This window comes from Halogeometricum sp. CBA1124 (assembly GCF_009741955.1).
Classification (GTDB): domain Archaea; phylum Halobacteriota; class Halobacteria; order Halobacteriales; family Haloferacaceae; genus Halogeometricum; species Halogeometricum rufum.
This window is the reverse complement of the sequence record NZ_WPCD01000043.1, coordinates 1-19,458: the sequence shown is the minus strand read 5'-3', so window position 1 is coordinate 19,458 and position 19,458 is coordinate 1. Positions and strand designations below refer to the sequence as shown.

Sequence of the window (19,458 nt, the reverse complement as noted above, 5' to 3'; positions counted from 1 at the left end):
GACGAAGCGGCGTACCGGGATTCGAATCGGGGAGCGGTGGTCCGAATCAGTCCTCGACGCCTCCGAAACGGAGGTGTGCCGACACCTCAGCGCCCTCGGAGTCGGAGGAGACCCAGCGTCAAGACGACGGCTACGAATCCGGTCACGGGGCCGAATCCAGGCATCTCGGTCTGGACGTTCCGTTCGGCCTGGTCTACCACGTCGCCCTGTTCTGACGTCTCTCTGGTCGTCTCCCCGGACTGGCCGCCCGAATCGCGTTCGTCGGTCGCGGAGCGTTCTGTCTCCGGTTCGTTCGTCCCGGTGTCCGCAGTCGCAGTCGGCGTCTCAGACTCCGGCGTGGGCGTCCCCGGTTCCGGCGTCGCTGTATCGGGTTCCGGTGTGGGCGTTTCCGGGACCGACGTGGCCGTATCGGGGGCCGGGGTCGCCGTCGAAGACACCGAGCTATCTCTCACGTCGACGACCACGCTCTCGCGGGTGTCTCCGTAGACGACCTCCATCTGTTGTCTCCCGGACGCCTCCGGTTCGACTCTGGCGACTCCCGCCGAATTGAACTCGTACGACGTCCCCGCGTACGTCACCCGCATCTCGCTCAGATCAGCCTCACTACTCTCGGCTCGAAATATGACGGGCTCGCCCACCTCGAAACTCTCCTGGTCCCCCTCTGTCTGGACTTCGACGTCGATACTCACCTCCTGAGAAGGGGTCGGAGTCGACTGCGACTCCAGTTCCGCCTCGAGTTCGGAGATCTGCTCTTCTTTGTTCTGTATCTCGGATTCGAGTTCCTCGATTCTCTGGTCTTTCTGTTCGACTTTCTCTGACGAAACGCCCGAAGATTTCTGTTCTTCCAGTTCTTGGATCGTTTCGTTCTTCTCTTGGAGTTTGGTCTGGATTTCTGCTTTCTGATTGTCGAGCACCTCGATCTGGTTCTGGAGCTGCGCGTTCGTCATCTCGGGCGGTTCCAATCCCTCGGGGTCCGGCGTACTCTTCTCGAGTTCGAGTTCCCACTCGAACGCTGCGAAGTCTTCCGTATTGGAACGAGACCCGACCCCCACACAGAGGACGGTCTGGGACTCTTCACCGACGAACGTCACGACCATCGGATTAGTCGTGGACTCGGGTTCGAATCCATCTCCTCTGGTGTATCTCGCGTTTTGGACGTTGTCGTGGGACGTGTCACCGGACTGGTCCTCGTAGTGGAGTTCCGGGGACGAAGCATCCGGAGGATACCGGAGTTCGATGTTGACCCGGTGTCCCTTCTCGAGTTCGATCAGGAAGAAATCTCTGTCGTTTGGACTGGTTATCGTTTCGGACACTCCGTCTTCCCCGATTCGTACCGTCGTGTCTTCACACCTGTCCGCGTAGGTATCGGCCGCCGCCACAGTTCCTGGCACCACCGCCGTTGCCCCCACAACTGCAAGTGCTGTCAGGAGGAGTAATACTCTCCTCATACTCTCTCACCCGTTTACAGGTTGAAAAGTAGTTACTGATGTTTCATATCCGGATTAGTATTTTGAACACTCCTAATACGCATAACTGAGAAGAAAAGTTCAAATTTCGCACCATGGAGTCGTTCTGTCGGACCTATCCGGTAGCGCTCCGACCACCTCTCGATAGCTCTCTCGGGGGGCAGTCCGATCGTCACGAGCGGGGTTAGGAGCGAATTTTCTCGTTCGACATCCGTTAAGTGTCTAATCGCTCAGTAGACATGTTCGTTTCCGCCGATTCGCTTCCGCACGGTCGGTGGTCGTGGGGCGAGCGTTCGCTCACCCCTCTGACTCGCTCGAGACGGCGGGCCGTCCGGCACCGGAACCGAGGACCGGGTTAGTCTGGATGACGGCGTCTTCAGCGGCGCTGCGGCGTCTATCGCGAGGCGCGGCAGCGACGAAGGCGCGAGCGTCGGCTCGCGCCGACAGGTGTGAGCGGACTCGTCTCGGCCGTGTGTAACTCTCCGGCCGGACAGGGGGTGTGGTCCGTGACGACGAGGCGAGCGAGTCGGAACGCCATCCCGCCACCCGGCGGCACGTGTCATCCGGGAGTCAAATTACGCAACCGGGAGCTTCTTTTGCTTCGCTCTCTCCAAGAGAGACGAGCGATGGACACGCAGACACCACTCAGTATTCAGCTCGTGACCGAAATCTCACGGCGAGAGGGTGTCGAACCGTTCGAACTCCCACCGCTCGAAGACTGCGTCGACACGGAGTCTCTCGACAAGTTGTTCGGACGCGCCGACGGACCGTTCGTCGACGGCTGGGTTCGATTTCAGTACGCTGGATACGAGGTTACGATCTCTCACACGGGCGAGTTCGAGGTAGCGTGAGTGTGGCGTCGGACGGGGGGCGAACTCTCCTCTCACTCCTCGGCCGCTTCCACGTTCGGCTCGGCGTTCCGGGTGGTCGTTAGCTTCTCGTTCAACAGCGACTCGAAGTCCACCGAGTCGTCCTTGTAGAGGTTCTGGTAGGTGACGGCGAGGTCACCCTTCTCGGTGAGTTCGTACAGCCCGCCGTTCTCGCTCGGACCGACGCGGCGGACGAGTTCGAGCGACGCGAGTTTCGACAGCTGATTGTTGACGTAGCCGCGGTTTCGGTCGAGTTCGAGCGCGAGGTTCGCACCGACGTTCCGACCCTCACGGAGCCGGTCGAGTATCATGAAGTCTGTCGGGCGAAGTTCCACTGTGAGTCACTCGCGTTGCCCTTCTGACTCCAGCGGGAAGTATCTTTTCCAGACATTGTGGATATGAAATTTACGTTGGAGAGCAGGCGACCCCGCTCGGGTTCGACCGCCGCGGTTTCCACACGTTGATATGCTGGTGCCGCAAGCACCCGTGTGAGACGATGGACGAAGGACGCGGCGCGGAGTCCGCCGGCGAACGGGGCGGCGCCACGGGACGGTCGGTGACCGAGGGAGCGACGGGGCGTCTCGTCGTCGTCTGTGGCCTGCCGGGCGTCGGCAAGACGCTGGTGTCCGAGCGGATAGCCGACCGACTGGACGCGACGTTGCTCCGAACCGACGTGGTGCGCAAGGAACTGTACGCGGATCCCGCGTACACGCCCGAGGAACGCGAGTCGGTGTACGAGGAACTCTTCTCGCGTGCGCGCCGGCGCGTGGAGGACGGGACCGACGCCGTCCTCGACGCGACGTTCAGAACGCGCGCGGACCGGGAACGCGCCGCCGCCCTCGCCGATGCCGTCGGCGCGCCGTTGGACGTGGTTCGAGTCGTGTGCGACGCGGCGGTCGTTCGGGAGCGTATCGCCGCCCGCGAAGACGACGAGAGCGACGCCGACTTCGACGTCTACCTGCAGTTTTCGCGACCGGTTCGAACCGCTCGAACGCCGACACCGGACCGTCGACAACTCCGGGAGCGTCGACTCGACTCGACGGCAAGTGGACGAACTGTTCTGACTCTTCGGAACGATTGCAGGAGAGGTGGCCGCACCGGGCGGCGCGCGAAGTGGTCGAAACACGTCCTGGAGGGGCGAGACGCGTCTCGGAACCGGGGGAGGGCCGAACGTCAGCGGGGGAGGGGGCCGGCGGCCGAACGCGTCGGCCGCCGCGTCGGCACCACGGGCGGCGCATCTCCTGCTACGACTGCCGGTGACATAACCACGGCGAATACTCAAACAACCGTTTTACCGACGACGCCCCGCGTCAGACACGGACGCTCGTGTTGTCAGCGCGTCGTGTCGCTGTCGCGCGGGGCGAGGAGGATGAGTGCCCCCGGGATGGAGAGAGCGACGAGTTTCATCGGGTTCTGCCGGATGTCGACGCTCGGGTCCAGCGGTTCGCTCTGCACGTCGGTGATGCGGAGACACGAGTAGTAGACGGTGATGTGCGTGACGACGTAGCCGAACAGAAACGGGACGACGAGCGGATACGTCAGCCCGAGTTGCGTCGCCAACAGGTCGAACAGGATGGCCGTCGCGGACGACACGGCGACGAAGTCGCCGAGTTGGAGAGTGATACCGGTGAACGCGGTGACGGCGGAGTCGATTCGAGAGGACGTGTACGGCGTGTAGACGAAGGCGGTGAACACGCTCACGGCGACCAGACTCGCGCCGAGAAAGAGTCCGCCCACCGGATACACGTACTCCATGCTCGTTCGCGCCGAGTACCCGCGGAAGTATAGTTCTATCTCCCTGACTATCAAAATTGAGCACACGTCGGTCCGGTGCGGGAGAGGCGCTCTACACGACGTTTACCGCTACGAACGTCGCGAAAATGCCGTCCGTCGTCGTCGTCCGGGTCGTGTCGGTCACCGTCTCGTCGTCCGCCTCGACGGTCGTCGCCGTCGCGGAATCGACGGTCGGTTCGGCGTCTCCAGCCGTATCCGTCTCTGTCGCAGTCTCGGAGTCGGTGGTCGCGTCCGTCTCTGTCGTCGTCTCGGTTTCCGTCGTGGCCTCTGTGTCTGCCGCCGTATCCGTCTCCGTGGAGTTGTCGTCGCTACGGTTCGTCGCGTCGGAGCGACCAGGGGCGTCCGCAGACTTGCCGGGGGCGTCTCCGGACTCGCCCGGCGCGCCGGGTCCGCTCTCACCCGGTCGGTTCACGTCTGTCTGCACGTCGTCGTCTCGGCCGGGTGCGTCTCCGCTGTTTCCGGGGAGTTCAGACTCGTTGCCGTCGTCCCGGCCGGGCGCGTTCTCGGACCTGCCGGGGGCGTCCGACTCGTTGCCGTCGCCCCGCGCAGTCGCGTTTCCAGCGTTCCCGGGCGACTCCGATTCGCCCTCGGCGCGGTCCGGCGGGCCGCGTTCACCGCGTCGGTCCTCGTCGACGCCGCGGGCGAGTCCGTTGCCGACGTTCGATCCGGCCACCTCCCGGGCGATTTCGGACACCTCGGACCCCGAGAGGTTCTGCGTATCGTTTCTGAGTCGCTCGAACCGCGCCTCGTCGATACCGCTCGACTGGCGCGCCTCGGGCGAGAGTTCGACTGCCACGTCTCGCGTCTGGTCGACGAGGCGCTGGAGCGAGCGAATCTCGGCGGCGAGGTGGGCCGCCTGCGCACGGTAGCGTCCCTCTGAGAGGTTCCCCTCGCGCCGCGCGGACTTCAACTCCGCCAACCGCGAGCGAAGGTCGTCGAGTCGAGTCTGCGTCTGGTTCACGTGATTCGACACGACTCGCGCCTTCGAGCGGTTGGTCTTCGCCGACGTGACCTGCGCCTCGAACGACCGGCTGTCGAGTTCGCTGTCTATCTCCGCCCGTTGGACGGCGAGGACGCCGGCGAGTTGCGCCCCCGGTGCGATTCCGCCCGACGAGGCGTCGTCGCCCTCGGCGGCGTCGCCCTCGGCGTCGGACTCGGTCGAGTTGGCAGTCGCCGTCTCGGTCGTCTCCTGGGCGGCGGCCACGCCGGCACCGTCGGCCGGTCCGGTCGGTGTCGCCGCGGCGGCCATCCCCGCCGGAACCGACGCTACGAGGAGGACCAACACCATAGCGAACGTAACGGCCCGTCTCATTCTACCTCTCTCTCCGTCCGCCACGCACCTATATACTGCACACGCTCGCGTCGAATTGAGCCGAGTCAACGACGTTTTACGGTCGCCGCCGTCTATCGATTCACTCCCTCGGTGACGAACCGATACCGTGAACAGTCGAAACATATTTATACCAATTCGCCCTCGCCGTCTTCGTCGGGGAGGACGAGCACGTTCTCGCGGCCGAGACGGAACGCGTCGAGTTGGTCCTCGTCGCGCATCTTCCGCACCACCTGACTCGTCTTCGCGTCGGTCCAATCGAGCGTGCCCGCGACCTCCTGTTGCTTCAGGCGTCCCCCCTCGTGTTCGATGAGTGCCAGCACGCGTTCCTCGTTGCTGAGGAGTTCGTCCTCCCACGGCGGCGTGTCGTCGGCCGCCGCGTCGTCGGCACCGGCGTCGTCGGCCGTTCCGGTCGTCTCGCCCTCGGTCGGCGTCGCCTCCGACCCGCCTCCGGCCTCCGCGTCCGCGGTGGCCTCGTCGGTACTCTCCTCGCCCTCGTCGGCGGCCCCGGTGAGTTCGGACCGACCGGCGGTCGAACCGGTCGACGAAGCCACCGTCGTCGCGGTTCCGCCGTCGCCGTCGTCCGAGTGCGGGCGGTCGAACGGCGAGTCCCCGCGGCGGTAGAACAGCCACCCGCCGCCGACGACGGCGACGACGAGCAACAGGCTCACGCCGACGAACCAGGGGTTCGAGCCCCCCGAGTCGGCCGACTCCGCGGTGTCGCCGCCGCCACCGGTCGTCGCCGCCGAGTCGTCCGTCGCCTCGGTCGACGCCACGGCGTCCGTCCGGGGGGTGAGCGTCACCGACGGTTCGCCCGACCCGAAGTCGAACGGACCGTTCCAGACGACGGTCCGCGTCCGCCTGTCGTCGGGGTCCGGGCGCACGTCTTCGGCGGTGTACCCCTCGGGCCACGTCACGAGTAGCGACGTCTGCTCGTCGAGGAACAGGCCTTCGAGGGCGTCGCCGGCCCGCATCCCGTCGCGTCGACGACGGCGAAGTTGGTCCAGACGAACCGGTAGGTCACGACGCCGTACTCTTGCGGGAGTTGCTGGCGCGAGACGGTGACCGACACGTTCCGTACGTCCATCTCGCGGCCGGTTGCGTTCGCCGCCGTCCGCGCCGTGGCGTCCATCCGGTCGTGGAACTCGGAGGTGAACTGGGTCTCGTTGTTCTGCGCGTCCTCCTTGACGGACTCGAACGCCGACGTCGCGTTCTCGTCGTCGAGGAGGATACGGTACTCCACCTCCCAGACGGCCGAGGTGTTCTCACGGATGTCGATGCGGAGGGAGACGTCGTCGGGAGCGAGTTGCGTCCCGGCGACGGTCTGTGTCGATTGAGCGGCTCCGGGGGCCGCAGCGCCGAGAACGGTGGCGAGGAGGACCACCGCGACGACACAGAGCGTTCGGGGTGCGAGACGACTCATTCGGCACCACCCATGGCGTCCTGAGACAAACAACTTCCGAGTGCCCGCGATTCGTGTCGATTCGGATACTCGTTCGCAGCGGCCGCGAGTCCCCGATAGCGGTAAGCCACCGCTCCGCGTATGTCCGCCCATGGACGGGTCAGACAGGTTCTTCGCTGCCGTGCTGGCGATACTGTTCGCTCTCCTCGCGCTTGGATTGATACTCAGTCTCCTTTGAGGCGAGACGGCAGAAAGTTTATCACAAAAAACTATCGTCACTCAAACGCCATGCCCGAATGTCAGAACTGTGGTTCCTTCGTCACGACGGCGTACGCCCGGGTTTTCGCCCCGGACGGCATGGACCACCCGCGCGTCTGTCCGAGCTGTGAGGATATGGTTCGAGACGGCGCCGAGGTGAGACAAGCACGCTCGCCGCGGAACACCTGAGAGCCGCGAACCTGCCGCTCAGGCGATACGGTACCGCTCGGCGTCCTGGTGAACGAGTCCCCGCTTACACAGTCCCCAGGATGCTGTACAGGGAGATTTTCTTCATCTCCAATCCCTTCTGCAGTTCGCTCACGGACGATTCTCCCCGCGTCGAGAGGAAGAGGTAGACGAGTTTCGCGCGCGGCGATTCGAGTTCCGCGGGAACGGCGACGGCGTCCGTCCCTGCGGCGGGCGACGATTGAACAGTCCCTTGCATAGTCGTTGTCTGTGCGATGGGTTCGACGATAATAAAATCACTCCACGTCAATCGTCGAAACTCGTCGGGGACAGTTCCGTCGAAAGCGCGCCTCAGAGCCTCGAACCGCCGAATCCTCAGGAACGTTCGTCGGCGACGAGCGGCGTTTTCGACCGACTGTTTTCGACTTCTGACGAGATTTACGTCCGACCGCTGGAGTGGAAGGGGCGGGAGTCGAACCACGCGAAGCCGTAAACCCGGGGCGACCGTACGAGGGCCGCTGCCGGAAATTTATTGCTCTACCACTGAGCCACCCTTCCGCTCGAACGTACGTCGGGGTCGAATAAATAGCCGTTGGGAACCCGCGGCGGAGACGACGGGTGCCGCCGGCATCCGGCCGGTCCGCCGTCGTGCGACACACGGTGTCGCGCCCTCGGAGTCGGTACCGCGGGAAAACGCGTGAACGAGTCAGTCGGCGAACCGAGTCAGTAGCTTCGGACTTTCGGTTCGTACGTCTTGTTCTCGCCTTCGAGGACGACCGGTCGGTACCACAGTTCCGGCTTGCCGTCGTTCCACGACAGCATCGTGTGCTTCAGCCACGTCTCGTCGCGACGCTCCTGATGTTCCTTGCGCCAGTGGGCGCCGCGGAACTCGTCGCGGGCCAACGCGCCGAGCGTGATGGCCTCCGCGGTGTCGAGGATGTTCCGCGTCTCGATGGTCTGGATGAGGTCCGTGTTGAACGTGCGCGACTTGTCGGCGACGTAGACGTCCTCGTACTTCTCGCGCGCGTGCCGGATGTCGCGGAGCGCCTGCTTCAGTCCCTCCTCCTCGCGGAACACGTTCACGTGCCGCGTCATCGACTTCTGCACCTCGGCGCGAATCTCGGCGTGCTGGACGCCGTCGTCCTTCTCGAGGAGCGACTCGACGCGTTCGCGTTCGGCGTCGAGGGCGCGCTGGACGTACTCGTCGCCCGAGAGCGATCCCGCCGCCGCCCCGCCGTCCGCGACGACGTCCTCGCCGGGTGCGGAGACGTCGCCGGGTTCGACGGGCGTGTCCACTTCGCCGACTTCCCAGTCGCCGCGCTGGCCGGTCTCTATCTTCGCCTCGCCGAGGTCACGGCCCGCCGCGTGGTGGCCAGCGCGCTTGCCGAACACGATGAGTTCGGGAAGCGCGTTCCCGCCGAGTCGGTTCGACCCGTGCACGGACGCGCACGCGCACTCGCCCGCGGCGTACAGCCCCGTGATACACGTCTCGCCGTTCTCGTCCGTCTCGATGCCGCCCATGGCGTAGTGCTGGCCGGGCTTGACGGGCATCGGCTCCTCGAGGGGGTCGACGCCCTCGAAGTCCTCCGAGAGGTGGACGATGTTCTCCAGTCGGTCGATGATGCGCTCCTCGCCCAGGTGGCGCATGTCGAGGTGGACGTACTCGTCCTCGATACCGCGGCCCTCGTTCACCTCGGTGAGTTCCGCGCGCGACACCACGTCGCGGGAGGCGAGTTCGCCGTCGTTGTTCGCGTAGCCGTACTCGAACATGAAGCGCTCGCCCTCCTCGTTGTAGAGGATACCGCCCTCCCCGCGGACGCCCTCGGTGATGAGCACGCCCGTCGAGGGGAGCGTCGTCGGGTGGAACTGGATGAACTCCATGTCCTCCATCGGGACGCCCGCGCGGTAGGCCATCGCCGGGCCGTCGCCGGTGTTGGCGACGGCGTTCGTGGTGTGGTCGAACACCTGTCCGGGGCCGCCGGTGGCGAGGATGACGCCGTTCCGCGCGTGGAACGCCGACAGTTCGCCGGACTGGATGTCGTAGGCGACGACGCGTGGCAGGTCCGCTCTTCGGGGTCGTCCTCGTCGGAGACGGCCAGGCGCGTGACGTACCACTCGTCGTACACCTCGATTCCGCGCTTGACCAACTGTTCGTACATCGTGTGCAGGAGCTGGTGCCCCGTCTCCGCGCCGGCGTACGTCGTCCGCGGGAACGACATCCCGCCGAACGGTCGCTGACTGACCCGGCCGTCGTCGTCGCGGGAGAACGCGAGCCCCCAGTGTTCGAGCTGGATGACCTCGTCGGGGCTGTCCTGACAGAGCGTCTCGATTGCGGGGGCGTCGCCGAGGTAGTCCGACCCCTTCATCGTGTCGTAAGCGTGCTGTTCCCAGGAGTCGCCCTCGCGGAGGGCGGCGTTGATGCCGCCCTCGGCCGCGCCCGTGTGACTCCGGACGGGGTGGAGCTTCGAGACGATAGCCACGTCGGCTCCTTCCTCTTGTGCCGCGATGGCCGCGCGGAGACCCGCGCCGCCCGCGCCGACAACGATAACGTCGTGTTCGTGCATGGTGTGAATGATTATCGTGGGTTAGGACTGGCTGAACTTGAGGGTTGCCCGTTCACCAGAACTTCAGGTTGTTCTTGACCGCTTCGCGCTTCAGTTCCTGGATGTGTTCCGTCAGGGGGATGTCCTTCGGACACACCTCGGTGCAGGAGAACTGCGTCTGGCAGCGCCAGACGCCGTGCTCCTGTTCGAGAATCTCCATCCGGTGCTGCTGCATGTCCTCGCCCTCGCGTTCGTCCATCGTGAAGCGGTAGGCCTTGTTGATGGCCGCCGGGCCGAGGTACTTGTTGTCGCCCGCGGCGATGTTACACGAAGACATGCAGGCGCCGCACCAGATGCATCGCGTGGACATCTTGATCTTCTCGCGGTTCTCCCGGGACTGGCGCTGCTCTTCGAGTTCGCCGTCCGGCAGGTCGTTCGTCTGGAAGTACGGCTCGACGGCCTCCATCTGGTCGTAGAAGTGCTCCATGTCCACGACGAGGTCTTTCACGACCTCCTGGTGGGGGAGCGGTTCGATGCGGACGGGTTCCTCGAGGTCCGACAACTGCGTCTTGCAGCCGAGTCGCTGCGACCCGTTGACGAACAGCGCGTCCGACCCGCAGATGGCCTGCCGGCAGGAGTGTCTGAACGTCAGGCTGGAGTCGTAGTTGTCCCGCGCGTACATCAACGCGTCGAGGACGGTCATCCCCTTGTGGTAAGGGACGTGGAAGTCGTCGAAGCGAGGTTCCTGTTTGCCCGCTATCTCGGGGTCGTACCGGAACACCTTCAGGAGGTACGTGTCCTCGTCGCTCAGCGCCTTCTCGGCCTCTTCGGCCTGCCGTTGGCGTTCGCGCTCGGCCGCCTTCTCCCGCTTCTTCTCCATGCGGCGCTGCTGGGGGACGGACTGCGACTCGGTGTCCGCGGACGATTCGTCTTCGACTTGTTCGGGAACTTGCGTACTCATGTTAGAAGGGGAGGAGAGCGATTCCCGCCCACTCGTTTGCCGTTCGGATGCCCTGCACGACGAGGAGGACGCTCGCGGCGACCAACGTCCACTTGACGGCGGTCTTCCGCGTGCCCTCGATGCCCTGGTTCACCAGCGCGTTGTAGACGCCGTTGACGCCGTGGAACGTCGCGGTGACGAGGAACAGTATCATCAGCGAGTAGTACGTCCACTGCTCCATCCGCGCCGACGACATGGCGAACGTCACCTCGTCCGCGTGGTGGACGAAGTGAAGCAGGAAGAAGTGGAACGCGAGGACGACCACGAGGAACGCGGCCGTCAGTCGCTGCCAGAGCCACCGGCGGCCGCCGCGTTCGAACGAGGAGTAGTGTTCCGCCATCGTCAGAACACCCCTGCCACGAACGTCGGGACGCTGGCGACGACGATGACGCCGGTCAGCACTAACGACGCGTAGAAGCTCTTGTCCTGTGCGTGCAGCCCCACGCCGAGGTCGACGAGGAGCAGTCTGAGACCGTTGAGGATGTGGAAGACGGCCACCGCCAGCAGGCCCACTTCGAGGATGCGGACCACGAGCAGACTTTCGAGCGTCTGTATCGTCTCGGTGTACGCCGTCGCGCCCGTCAGCGCCGTCGAGAGGACGGCGATGTGGGTGAAGAGATATCCCACCAGCACCCAGCCGGTGAACTTGTGGAAAATCCAGGCCCACATCCCCGCGGAGAACTCCTTCCATCGGCCGAAGTCCTCGATGAGGCCTCGATTGTAAGACTGACTCATGCTCTCGTGAACCTCGGGAGCGCGGTAGTATAGAACTTACGTGTACGGCCGACGGGGGATGCAACGAATCGGCAGACTGTGCCGCGAAGTGGGACGCGTCGGTGGGAGATTTACCCGGTCGACAGTACGTATTTCGGCTCGCGGGCGGCCGGTCGGCGTCGCCGCCGCAGAGGCGTCAGGCCCTGAGCGTGTGTCCGTCGGGCGACTGTTCGCGTTCGACGACGCGGCGGACGTGTTCCTCGAGTTCCACGAGGTGACACAGCGGGTTCCCCGGGTAGACGACCGGGTTCTCCAAGACGCCGACGAGGAGGCCGGTGAACGGTGCCTCGATGGTCACGTTGTCGTCTTTGAACGGGTTGGTGATGGTGCAGATGCGGTCGCCCTCGTGGACGAGTGCGCCGCGGTCGTGGTGCATGTCCACGATGCCGCCCGCCTCCGCGCGAATCCACGTCTTCTCGCTCGCGTCGTCGATGACGGTCCGCCACCCGGGCCACCGGACGGCGGTGGCGTCGTACATCCCGTACTCCGCGAAGACGCTCTCGACGCCCGCCAGGGCCTCGTCGATGAGTTCTCGCTGGAACCGGTGGGCCTCGCCCATCTCGACGGTGATGGCCGGGACGCCGACGGCCGTCGCCTCCGTCCGGAGCATCCCGGAGGACCCCTCGCCCGCGATGATGACGTGCGACCCGAACGCCTGCGCGAGTCGCGCGCTCCCCTTGTGTTCCATGTTGGCGCGGACGTGAATCATGTTCGTCCGGCCCCGCGTCGAGGTGTGGAAGTCGATACCGAAGTCGCAGGGCGCGATGAAGTTGTCGAAGATGCGTGCGGCCATCCGCTTCGCGCTCGTGGAGTCCTCGCGGCCGGGGAACGAGCGGTTCAGGTCCCGGTCGTAGATGGGGAGGTAGCGTTGCTGGGCCAGGAAGGCCGGCACGTTGAGGACGGGCATACAGACGAGCGTTCCCGCGAGGTCCGAGAGGTCCCACTCGTGGGCCACCTCGCGCACCACCTCGATGCCGTTGAGTTCGTCGCCGTGTGCGGCCGCAGAGAGGAACGCCGTCGGCCCGTCCCGTTCGCCGTTGATGATGGTGACGGGGATGCGAACCGGGTCGCCGAGATACGTCTCACTGATGCCGTAGCGAATGTTCTGCGTCTCACCTTGTGCGACCTTCCCGCCGTTGTACGTGAAGGCCCCATCGTCACCCATACCGGTCCTCGTACACCGGAGTATATAAACGTCCGCAACGCTCCCTGACGCCGTCGACCGACCGTCGCCGACGGCGAGACACCGGCATTACTTTGAAACCCGCCCCTGTTACGTTCGGATATGTCTGGCGATGGCGATTCTGTTCGTGTCGGCGTGCTGTCTCTGCACAACAGCAAGGAGACGAAGGCTATCTTGAACGCGGTCGACGACCTGGGGCACGAGGGCGTCTGGCTTCGGCGGGAGAACACGGCGATCAGTATCGAGGACGGCGACGTGACGGTCGAACCCGAAGTGGACATCATCGCGAACCGCCTCCTCCTGTCGAACACGGAGGAACCGGCCGAACTGCTCGGACTGGCGACGACGTTCGAGCGCATCCGCCCGATGCTGAACCAGCCGTCGGCGGTGCTGACGGCCATCCACAAGTTCGCGACCGCAGCGACGCTGGCGAACTGGAACATCAAAGTGCCGGACGCTCTCCTCGCTCTCTCCAACGACCGGCTGAACCAGGGCCGCGAACGCTTCGGCGACGTCGGCGTCTACAAGTCCGCCATCGGAACGCACGGCGGCGGCACGTGGAAGGTGGACCTCACGGAGGCGGTCAACCCCAAGGTCGGCAACCGACAGGCGTTCCTGCAGGACCTCATCGAACGCGACGACGAACACCACCGCGACCTGCGCGTCTACATCGTCGACGGCGAGATAATCGGCGCGATGTACCGGTACGCGCCGGAGGGCGACTGGCGGACGAACGTCGCCCTCGGCGGCGACGTGCTGAACGCGACGGACGAGATGCCCGAGGAGGCCCGCGAGACGGCTCTGTACGCCGCCGAAGTGATGGAACTGGACTACGTCGGCGTGGACCTCATCGAGGGCGACGACGGCTGGTTCGTCCTCGAGGTGAACCCGACGGCCGGGTTCAAGGGGCTCTACAAGGCGACCAACCGGTCGCCGGCGCCGTTCATCGCCAAAGTCGCCATCGAACAGGCGGGCGGCACCGTCGAACAGTCCCGCGTCGAGGACCTCGCGGCCACCCTCGACGACTCCGAACCGCGGAGCATGCCGCGCATCGACCCCGGTCCCGACGGCGAGATGCCCCTCATCGGCTACATCGAGGAAGTCGTCGTCTCGGGGACCAGCGGGTCCACGCAGGCGTACGCCAAGTCCGACACCGGCGCGACGCGGACGAGCATCGACACCTCGCTGGCCGCCGAAATCGGTGCCGGCCCCATCAAGAGCATGACGCGCGTGAAGTCGGGGTCGACGAAGGGCGGGAGGGCCCGCCCCGTCGTGGACCTCGTCATCGGCATCGCGGGGACGCAACACACCGTCACCGCGAGCGTCGAGGACCGGTCGCACATGGACTACCCCCTCCTCCTCGGGCGCGACATCCTCCAGCACTACCGGGTGGACGTGCGCCGCCGCGTCGACGAGGGCGGGAGCGGCGGCGACGACGACGAGCAACTCCTCGAAGAGTAACCGACCCGCGCGGCGTTCCGGGAGCGACGACCCTTTCTCTCCCCGGGACGCAGCACTCCCCGATGGACCCGATACGGAACGACGAGCGACTCGCCGAACTCGTCGCCGAACACGGCGAACTCGCCGTCGAACCCGCCGAGGACGAGTTCGAGCGGTTCGTCGTCTCTATCGTCAACCAGCAGCTATCGACGCAGTCGGCCGCCGCCATCCGGGAGCGCCTGTTCGACCGCTTCGAGGTGACGCCGGCGGCGATGCTGGCCGCCGACGAGGACGCACTCCGCGACGTCGGCCTCTCCTCGCAGAAGGTCTCGTACGTTCGCAACGTCGCCGAGGCGTTCCAGACGGACGACCTGACCCGAGACGGGATGGCGCACCTGAGCGACGCGGACGTCGTCGCCCGCCTCACCGAGATTCGCGGCGTCGGCGACTGGACGGCGAAGATGTACCTCATCTTCGTCCTCGGCCGCGAGGACGTGTTCCCCGTCGAGGACCTAGGAATCAGGAAGGCGATGGCCGAACTGTACGGGATAGACGCGGACGACCGGTCGGCGATGGTCGAACGCGCCGAGGCGTGGCGACCGTACCGGAGCATCGCCTCGCGGTATCTGTGGCGGGCCGTGGACTGACCGTCCGCCGACCGAGTCCTCGCGTCGCCTCAGCGCGCCGCCTCGTACGCGGCCCAGACGTACCGCGTCGCCAGCGACCGGTACGGCCGCCACGCGTCGGCCACCCGCGCATCTCCGCCCGCGTCAGGTCGTCGCCGTCGGCGTACAGTCGTTCGATGCCGCGCCGGACCGCGAGGTCACCGAGTGGGAGGACGTCCGGCCGGTCGAGGACGAAGATGAGGAACGTGTCGGCCGTCCAGTCGCCCACGCCCGGTATCTCCGTGAGACGCGCCCTGACCGCCTCGTTCGACAGGTCGGCCAGCGACTCCCTCGTGAGGTCGTCCGCCTCGAACGCCTCGGCGACGTTCCGCAGGTAGCCCACCTTCGACGCCGGGAGGCCGGCGTCCCGCAGAGCGTCCTCGTCGGCGTTCAGTACCGACTCGGGCGTCACGTCGCCGTCCAGCACGTCGTCGAACACGCGCCCTCGAACCGCCGCCGCACTCGCCGTCGAGATTCGCTGGTTGACGACGGCGACGCAGAGGCGTTCGAACGCCGACCAGTCCGGTTCGGTGTAGGGTTCGTGGCTGTCTACCACCCTGCGCATCACGGGGTCCGTTCGGAGGACGGCCACTGCGTCGTCGGTCACGGTGTACTCGGGTCGAACGGAGGTCTCCAGCGAGAATAGTCTCTCGGCCGCGCCGCCGTCCGAGACGAAAAACCATGAATAAACGCAATAAGAGTTTCCACTATTCACGAGGGAAACGTTGAAACGCCTCGCATCCGAGAATCGGTGTATGGAGTTAGACGATATCAACACTATCACGGTTCTCGGTGCGGGGAACATGGGCCACGGCATCGCCGAGGTGGCCGCCCTCGCCGGCTATCAGGTTCATCTGCGCGACATCAACGAGGAGTTCGTCCAGAACGGCTACGACCAGATAGAGTGGTCGCTCGGCAAACTCGCCGAGAAGGACCAGATATCGGACGACGAGGCCGACGCCGCCCTCGAACGCGTGACGACGTACGTGGACGTGGCCGACTCCGTCGCCGACGCGGACGTCGTGATAGAGGCCGTCCCCGAGAAGATGGACATCAAGAAGGACGTCTACACGGAGTTGGAGGCGGCCGCCCCCGACCACACCGTCTTCGCGACGAACACCTCCAGTCTCTCTATCACCGAACTGTCGGAGGTGACGGAGCGACCGGAGAGCTTCTGTGGGATGCACTTCTTCAACCCCCCGGTCCGGATGGAACTCGTCGAGGTCATCGCCGGCGAACACACCGCCGACGAGACGTTGGCCGTCGTCGAGGACCTCGCCGAAGCGATGGGGAAGACCCCCGTCCGCGTCCGCAAGGACAGTCCCGGCTTCATCGTCAACCGCGTGCTGGTCCCCCTGATGAACGAGGCGGCCTGGATCGTCGAGTCTGGCGACGCGACGATGGCGGAGGTCGACTCGACGACGAAGTACGACATGGGCATCCCGATGGGGAGCTTCGAACTCGCGGACTACGTCGGCATCGACGTCGGCTACCACGTGCTGGAGTACATGCACGACGTACTGGGCGACGCCTACGAGCCGTGTCCGCTCCTCGAACAGAAGGTCGAAGCGGGCGACCTCGGGCAGAAGACCGGGAAGGGCTTCTACGACTACGAGGACGGCGACGGCGCGCAGGTCCCGCATGACGAGGGCAGCGAGGCCGTCGAGAACCGCTTACTCGCCGTGATGGCGAACGAGGTGGCCGGTCTGGTCGGGAACGACGTCGCCCACCCCGAGGCCATCGACCGCGCCGTCAAGCTCGGCGGGCGCTTCTCCGACGGCCCGGCGAAGATGGCCGACGGCGCCGGTATTGAGACGCTCGTGGAGACGCTGGACGACCTCCACGAGGAGACCGGCGAAGCGCGCTACGAGGCCGTGGACTACCTCCGCGAACTCGCCGCGTCGGGGTCCGGCTTCTACGGTGACGGCGGCGAGGAGACCGACGAGGCATTCGACTTCAACGACATCGAGGTCGAAGTTCGAGACGCCGTCGGCCACGTCACGCTCGACCGACCGCACCGCATGAACACCATCAGCGGCGAACTGATGGACGAACTGTCCGAAGCCATCGACGCCCTCGAATCGGACGACGACGTGCGGGCCGTACTCATCACGGGGGCGGGCGACCGGGCGTTCTCCGCCGGTGCGGACATCCAGAGCATGGCCGGCGGCGCGGGCGACCCCAACGTCGGGACGGAACTCTCGCGGAAGGGCCAGCAGACGTTCGGTAAACTCGAAGAGTGCGACAAGCCGGTCGTCGCCGGCATCGACGGCTACTGCCTCGGCGGCGGGATGGAACTGTCGATGTGCGCCGACCTCCGCATCGCCACGAAGCGCTCTGAGTTCGGCCAGCCCGAACACAACCTCGGCCTCCTCCCCGGATGGGGCGGCACCGTCCGCCTCCAGCGTATCGTCGGCACCGGCCGCGCCAAGGAGATAATCTTCACCGCCGACCGCTACGAGGCGGAGACGATGGCCGACTACGGCTTCGTCAACGAAGTCGTCGACAACGACGACTTCGAAGCGCGCGCCTTCGAGTACGCGAAGCAGTTCGCACAGGGACCGCCCATCGCCCAGCGCTACACCAAGCGCGCCATGCACAACGGCTGGGAGGACACCGACGCCGGACTGGAGGTCGAAGCGCAGGCGTTCGGCCTCCTGTTCGCCACGGACGACCTGATGGAGGGGATGACCGCGTTCATGGGCGACCGGGACCCCGAGTTCGAGGGCGAGTAAGAGACACACTCCCGAACCCGACCCGTAACGGAATCTTTAAACGAATCAGCCCACCACGATAGCATGCAGGCTCGGTTGGTGTAGTCCGGCCAATCATCTTGGCCTTTCGAGCCGAGGACAGGGGTTCAAATCCCCTACCGAGCATGCTTCTGACGAACCAATCCTCCGAGAGGCTTCCGTGTCTCTCGGTTCAGTGAGACGGAACGCGACCACGAGATTCGAATCAGCGAGCAACTCTCCGATTCGCGACCGAGCAACGTCCGGACCAGTAGTGTTTTACTCGTACAAGCGGAGCGTCAGCTATGAGCCGTCCACGGTGGTCCGGGTGAGCAGTCCTCTCACGAGAGGGGATTGTTTATATCATCAGACAGAATATGTGGACGTAGCTGGCGGGGAGGGTCAATGAGGTGAGCGTACGACGTGTGTTAGCGGACGAAAAAGCCAGGACACTCTCGAAGGACGACATCTACTCGATGTTGAGTAACCGTCGTCGTCGACTGGTTCTCGACTACCTTCGAGAGACCGAAGAGACGGTGTCCGTTCGCGACCTGTCCAGAGCGGTCGCCGCAATGGAGAACGGCATCGACCGCGAGGAGTTGACGTACAAACAGCGAAAGCGAGTCTACACGTCGCTCCACCAGACCCACCTGCCGAAACTCGACGACGTGGGCGTCGTCGTCTACGACCGGGACAGAGGGACCATCTCGCTGACGCCGTTGGCCGACGAACTCGACTCGTTTCTCGACGGGGCGACCGACCGGCGGGTGAGTTCGTGGTCGGTGTACTACCTGGGCCTGTCCGGCCTGTCGATGCTCGTCGTGGCTCTCGCGTGGTCCGGGCTGTTCCCCTTCTCGCTCGTCCCCGGCATCGGCTACGCGTTCCTCGTCGCAGTCGGGTTCGCCGCCTCCTCGTCGCTGCAGGTCTACGCCGAACGCGCCGCGAGTGAAGACGGCGAGCGGTCGCTCTCGACGTTCCTCCCCGACGTCGGCTTGCGCGACGACGACTGAGCGACGCCGACACGAGACGACCGGCGCCGACACGTTCAAGCCATCGGCACGCGGCCGTGCGAACATGGCGTCCTCGACACGCGGCGTTCTCGCACTCTCGACGCTCGTGGCTGCCGTCGCCACCGTCGGGAGCCTCTTTTTCAGCCTCGGACTCGGGCTCGTCCCGTGCGAACTCTGCTGGTACCAGCGCATCCTGATGTACCCGCTCGTCGTCGTCCTCGGCGTCGCCGCGATAGAGGACCGCGCGGGCGTCTACCGGACCGCGCTCCCCCTCTCGCTGTTCGGCCTCGTCGTCTCCTCGTACCACGTGTACCTCCAGGTGTTCCCGTCCGTCGGGGGGACGTGTTCGCTCGGCGGCGGGTGTGCGGCGATTCAGTACCCGATGCTCGGCGGCCTGTTGACCATCCCGCGACTGGCACTCGTCGCGTTCCTCCTCGTCACCGTCCTCGTCGCGGGCGTCGCGTTGACCGCCGACGAGGACGAGTGGAGTAGCCCGTAACCGCGCGCCGCTACGAGTCGAGTCGGACCATCGGTTCGGGGTAGTCGACGCCGAGTTCGACGCCGAACGAATCCTGCTCGGCGGCGTCCATCCGCCAGGGTTCGTGCGCGTACGCCGGCGGCACCGCCGCCAGTTCGGGGACCCACCGCTCGACGTACCTCGCGTCGGGGTCGTACGTGCGCGCCTGTTCGAGTACGTCGAACGCCCGGTCGCGCGAGTCGTTGCCGACGCCGGCGACGTACGCCCAGTTGCCGTAGTTCGAACACGGGTCGTAGTCCACGAGGTGCGTCTCGAAGAACGCCGCGCC

Annotated in this window: 18 protein-coding genes, 2 tRNA genes and 4 pseudogenes; 8 read left to right on the top strand and 16 right to left on the bottom strand. The window is 65.4% G+C overall.

Translation table 11 applies throughout. The annotated features are described in order from the left end of the window. Window positions 1-86: 86 nt before the first annotated feature. Window positions 87-1,313, bottom strand: a complete 1,227-nt coding sequence (locus GJ632_RS08015) for a hypothetical protein (protein WP_197427937.1) — start codon at window positions 1,311-1,313, stop codon at window positions 87-89. 779 nt (window positions 1,314-2,092) lie between these two features. Here GJ632_RS08015 and GJ632_RS08010 point away from each other — a divergent pair. Further along, window positions 2,093-2,317, top strand: coding sequence for a HalOD1 output domain-containing protein (locus GJ632_RS08010; protein ID WP_191452628.1), 225 nt, complete (start codon window positions 2,093-2,095; stop codon window positions 2,315-2,317). Window positions 2,318-2,349: 32 nt separating this feature from the next. On the opposite strand, the gene GJ632_RS08005 is transcribed toward GJ632_RS08010, so the two are convergent. Next, a complete protein-coding gene (locus GJ632_RS08005; RefSeq protein ID WP_191452626.1) occupies window positions 2,350-2,646 on the bottom strand; it encodes a phage repressor protein in 297 nt (98 codons plus the stop codon). Window positions 2,647-2,831: 185 nt separating this feature from the next. Here GJ632_RS08005 and GJ632_RS08000 point away from each other — a divergent pair. Continuing rightward, window positions 2,832-3,251 (top strand): annotated as a pseudogene (locus GJ632_RS08000) (AAA family ATPase); the annotation flags it as partial. 416 nt (window positions 3,252-3,667) lie between these two features. On the opposite strand, the gene GJ632_RS07995 reads toward GJ632_RS08000, so the two are convergent. The 12 genes and pseudogenes from GJ632_RS07995 to GJ632_RS07950 all read right to left on the bottom strand — a co-directional run bounded on the left by GJ632_RS07995 (window position 3,668) and on the right by GJ632_RS07950 (window position 12,787). Beyond that, window positions 3,668-4,090: a hypothetical protein gene (locus GJ632_RS07995; RefSeq protein WP_089807431.1), complete on the bottom strand. Its 423-nt coding sequence runs from the start codon at window positions 4,088-4,090 to the stop codon at window positions 3,668-3,670. A 91-nt stretch (window positions 4,091-4,181) separates the two neighbouring features. Beyond that, window positions 4,182-5,411 (bottom strand): hypothetical protein, encoded by a 1,230-nt coding sequence (locus GJ632_RS07990; RefSeq protein WP_197427936.1) that lies wholly within the window; start codon window positions 5,409-5,411, stop codon window positions 4,182-4,184. 176 nt (window positions 5,412-5,587) lie between these two features. Beyond that, window positions 5,588-6,433, bottom strand: coding sequence for a hypothetical protein (locus GJ632_RS07985; RefSeq protein ID WP_231751411.1), 846 nt, complete (start codon window positions 6,431-6,433; stop codon window positions 5,588-5,590). Beyond that, window positions 6,373-6,882: a hypothetical protein gene (locus GJ632_RS23315; protein WP_231751410.1), complete on the bottom strand. Its 510-nt coding sequence runs from the start codon at window positions 6,880-6,882 to the stop codon at window positions 6,373-6,375. Before GJ632_RS23315 ends, GJ632_RS07985 begins: the two co-directional genes overlap by 61 nt. A gap of 444 nt (window positions 6,883-7,326) precedes the next feature. Continuing rightward, window positions 7,327-7,564: pseudogene (locus GJ632_RS07980) on the bottom strand (TrmB family transcriptional regulator). Window positions 7,565-7,762: 198 nt separating this feature from the next. Then, window positions 7,763-7,863: transfer RNA gene (locus GJ632_RS07975), tRNA-Thr, on the bottom strand. Between the two features lie 165 nt (window positions 7,864-8,028). Next, a complete protein-coding gene (locus GJ632_RS23310; protein WP_231751413.1) occupies window positions 8,029-8,400 on the bottom strand; it encodes a hypothetical protein in 372 nt (123 codons plus the stop codon). A 369-nt stretch (window positions 8,401-8,769) separates the two neighbouring features. After that, window positions 8,770-9,869 (bottom strand): annotated as a pseudogene (locus tag GJ632_RS23305) (FAD-binding protein); the annotation flags it as partial. Between the two features lie 52 nt (window positions 9,870-9,921). Beyond that, window positions 9,922-10,809 carry a succinate dehydrogenase/fumarate reductase iron-sulfur subunit gene (locus tag GJ632_RS07965; RefSeq protein WP_089807423.1) on the bottom strand — a complete coding sequence of 296 codons (888 nt, stop codon included), beginning with the start codon at window positions 10,807-10,809 and terminating at the stop codon, window positions 9,922-9,924. 1 nt (window position 10,810) lies between these two features. Beyond that, on the bottom strand, window positions 10,811-11,188 hold the full coding sequence (locus tag GJ632_RS07960; RefSeq protein ID WP_191452625.1) for a succinate dehydrogenase hydrophobic membrane anchor subunit: 378 nt from the start codon (window positions 11,186-11,188) through the stop codon (window positions 10,811-10,813). Between the two features lie 2 nt (window positions 11,189-11,190). Continuing rightward, a complete protein-coding gene (gene sdhC / locus GJ632_RS07955) occupies window positions 11,191-11,583 on the bottom strand; it encodes a succinate dehydrogenase, cytochrome b556 subunit (RefSeq protein ID WP_089807419.1) in 393 nt (130 codons plus the stop codon). A 175-nt stretch (window positions 11,584-11,758) separates the two neighbouring features. After that, window positions 11,759-12,787: a succinylglutamate desuccinylase/aspartoacylase family protein gene (locus GJ632_RS07950; RefSeq protein WP_191452624.1), complete on the bottom strand. Its 1,029-nt coding sequence runs from the start codon at window positions 12,785-12,787 to the stop codon at window positions 11,759-11,761. 120 nt (window positions 12,788-12,907) lie between these two features. Here GJ632_RS07950 and GJ632_RS07945 point away from each other — a divergent pair, with 120 nt between their 5' ends. Together GJ632_RS07945 and GJ632_RS07940 are read left to right on the top strand one after the other, a co-directional pair. After that, entirely contained in the window at window positions 12,908-14,266 is a 1,359-nt protein-coding gene (locus GJ632_RS07945) for a RimK/LysX family protein (RefSeq protein WP_191452623.1), read from the top strand. A gap of 62 nt (window positions 14,267-14,328) precedes the next feature. Continuing rightward, window positions 14,329-14,892 carry a DNA-3-methyladenine glycosylase gene (locus GJ632_RS07940; protein ID WP_191452622.1) on the top strand — a complete coding sequence of 188 codons (564 nt, stop codon included), beginning with the start codon at window positions 14,329-14,331 and terminating at the stop codon, window positions 14,890-14,892. 29 nt (window positions 14,893-14,921) lie between these two features. Here the strand turns inward: GJ632_RS07940 and GJ632_RS07935 are convergent. Further along, a pseudogene (locus GJ632_RS07935) lies at window positions 14,922-15,475 on the bottom strand (DNA-3-methyladenine glycosylase family protein). A gap of 190 nt (window positions 15,476-15,665) precedes the next feature. On the opposite strand from GJ632_RS07935, the gene GJ632_RS07930 reads away from it, so the two are divergent. From GJ632_RS07930 to GJ632_RS07915, 4 genes are all read left to right on the top strand, one after another. Next, window positions 15,666-17,645: a 3-hydroxyacyl-CoA dehydrogenase/enoyl-CoA hydratase family protein gene (locus tag GJ632_RS07930; protein ID WP_089807409.1), complete on the top strand. Its 1,980-nt coding sequence runs from the start codon at window positions 15,666-15,668 to the stop codon at window positions 17,643-17,645. A gap of 69 nt (window positions 17,646-17,714) precedes the next feature. Continuing rightward, window positions 17,715-17,789: transfer RNA gene (locus GJ632_RS07925), tRNA-Glu, on the top strand. A 278-nt stretch (window positions 17,790-18,067) separates the two neighbouring features. Further along, entirely contained in the window at window positions 18,068-18,652 is a 585-nt protein-coding gene (locus tag GJ632_RS07920) for a hypothetical protein (RefSeq protein WP_343161088.1), read from the top strand. 64 nt (window positions 18,653-18,716) lie between these two features. Beyond that, a complete protein-coding gene (locus GJ632_RS07915) occupies window positions 18,717-19,151 on the top strand; it encodes a disulfide bond formation protein B (RefSeq protein ID WP_089807404.1) in 435 nt (144 codons plus the stop codon). A 10-nt stretch (window positions 19,152-19,161) separates the two neighbouring features. On the opposite strand, the gene GJ632_RS07910 is transcribed toward GJ632_RS07915, so the two are convergent. Beyond that, window positions 19,162-19,458: FAD-binding domain-containing protein (locus GJ632_RS07910; protein WP_231751409.1), on the bottom strand; the 297-nt coding region annotated here is incomplete at its 5' end.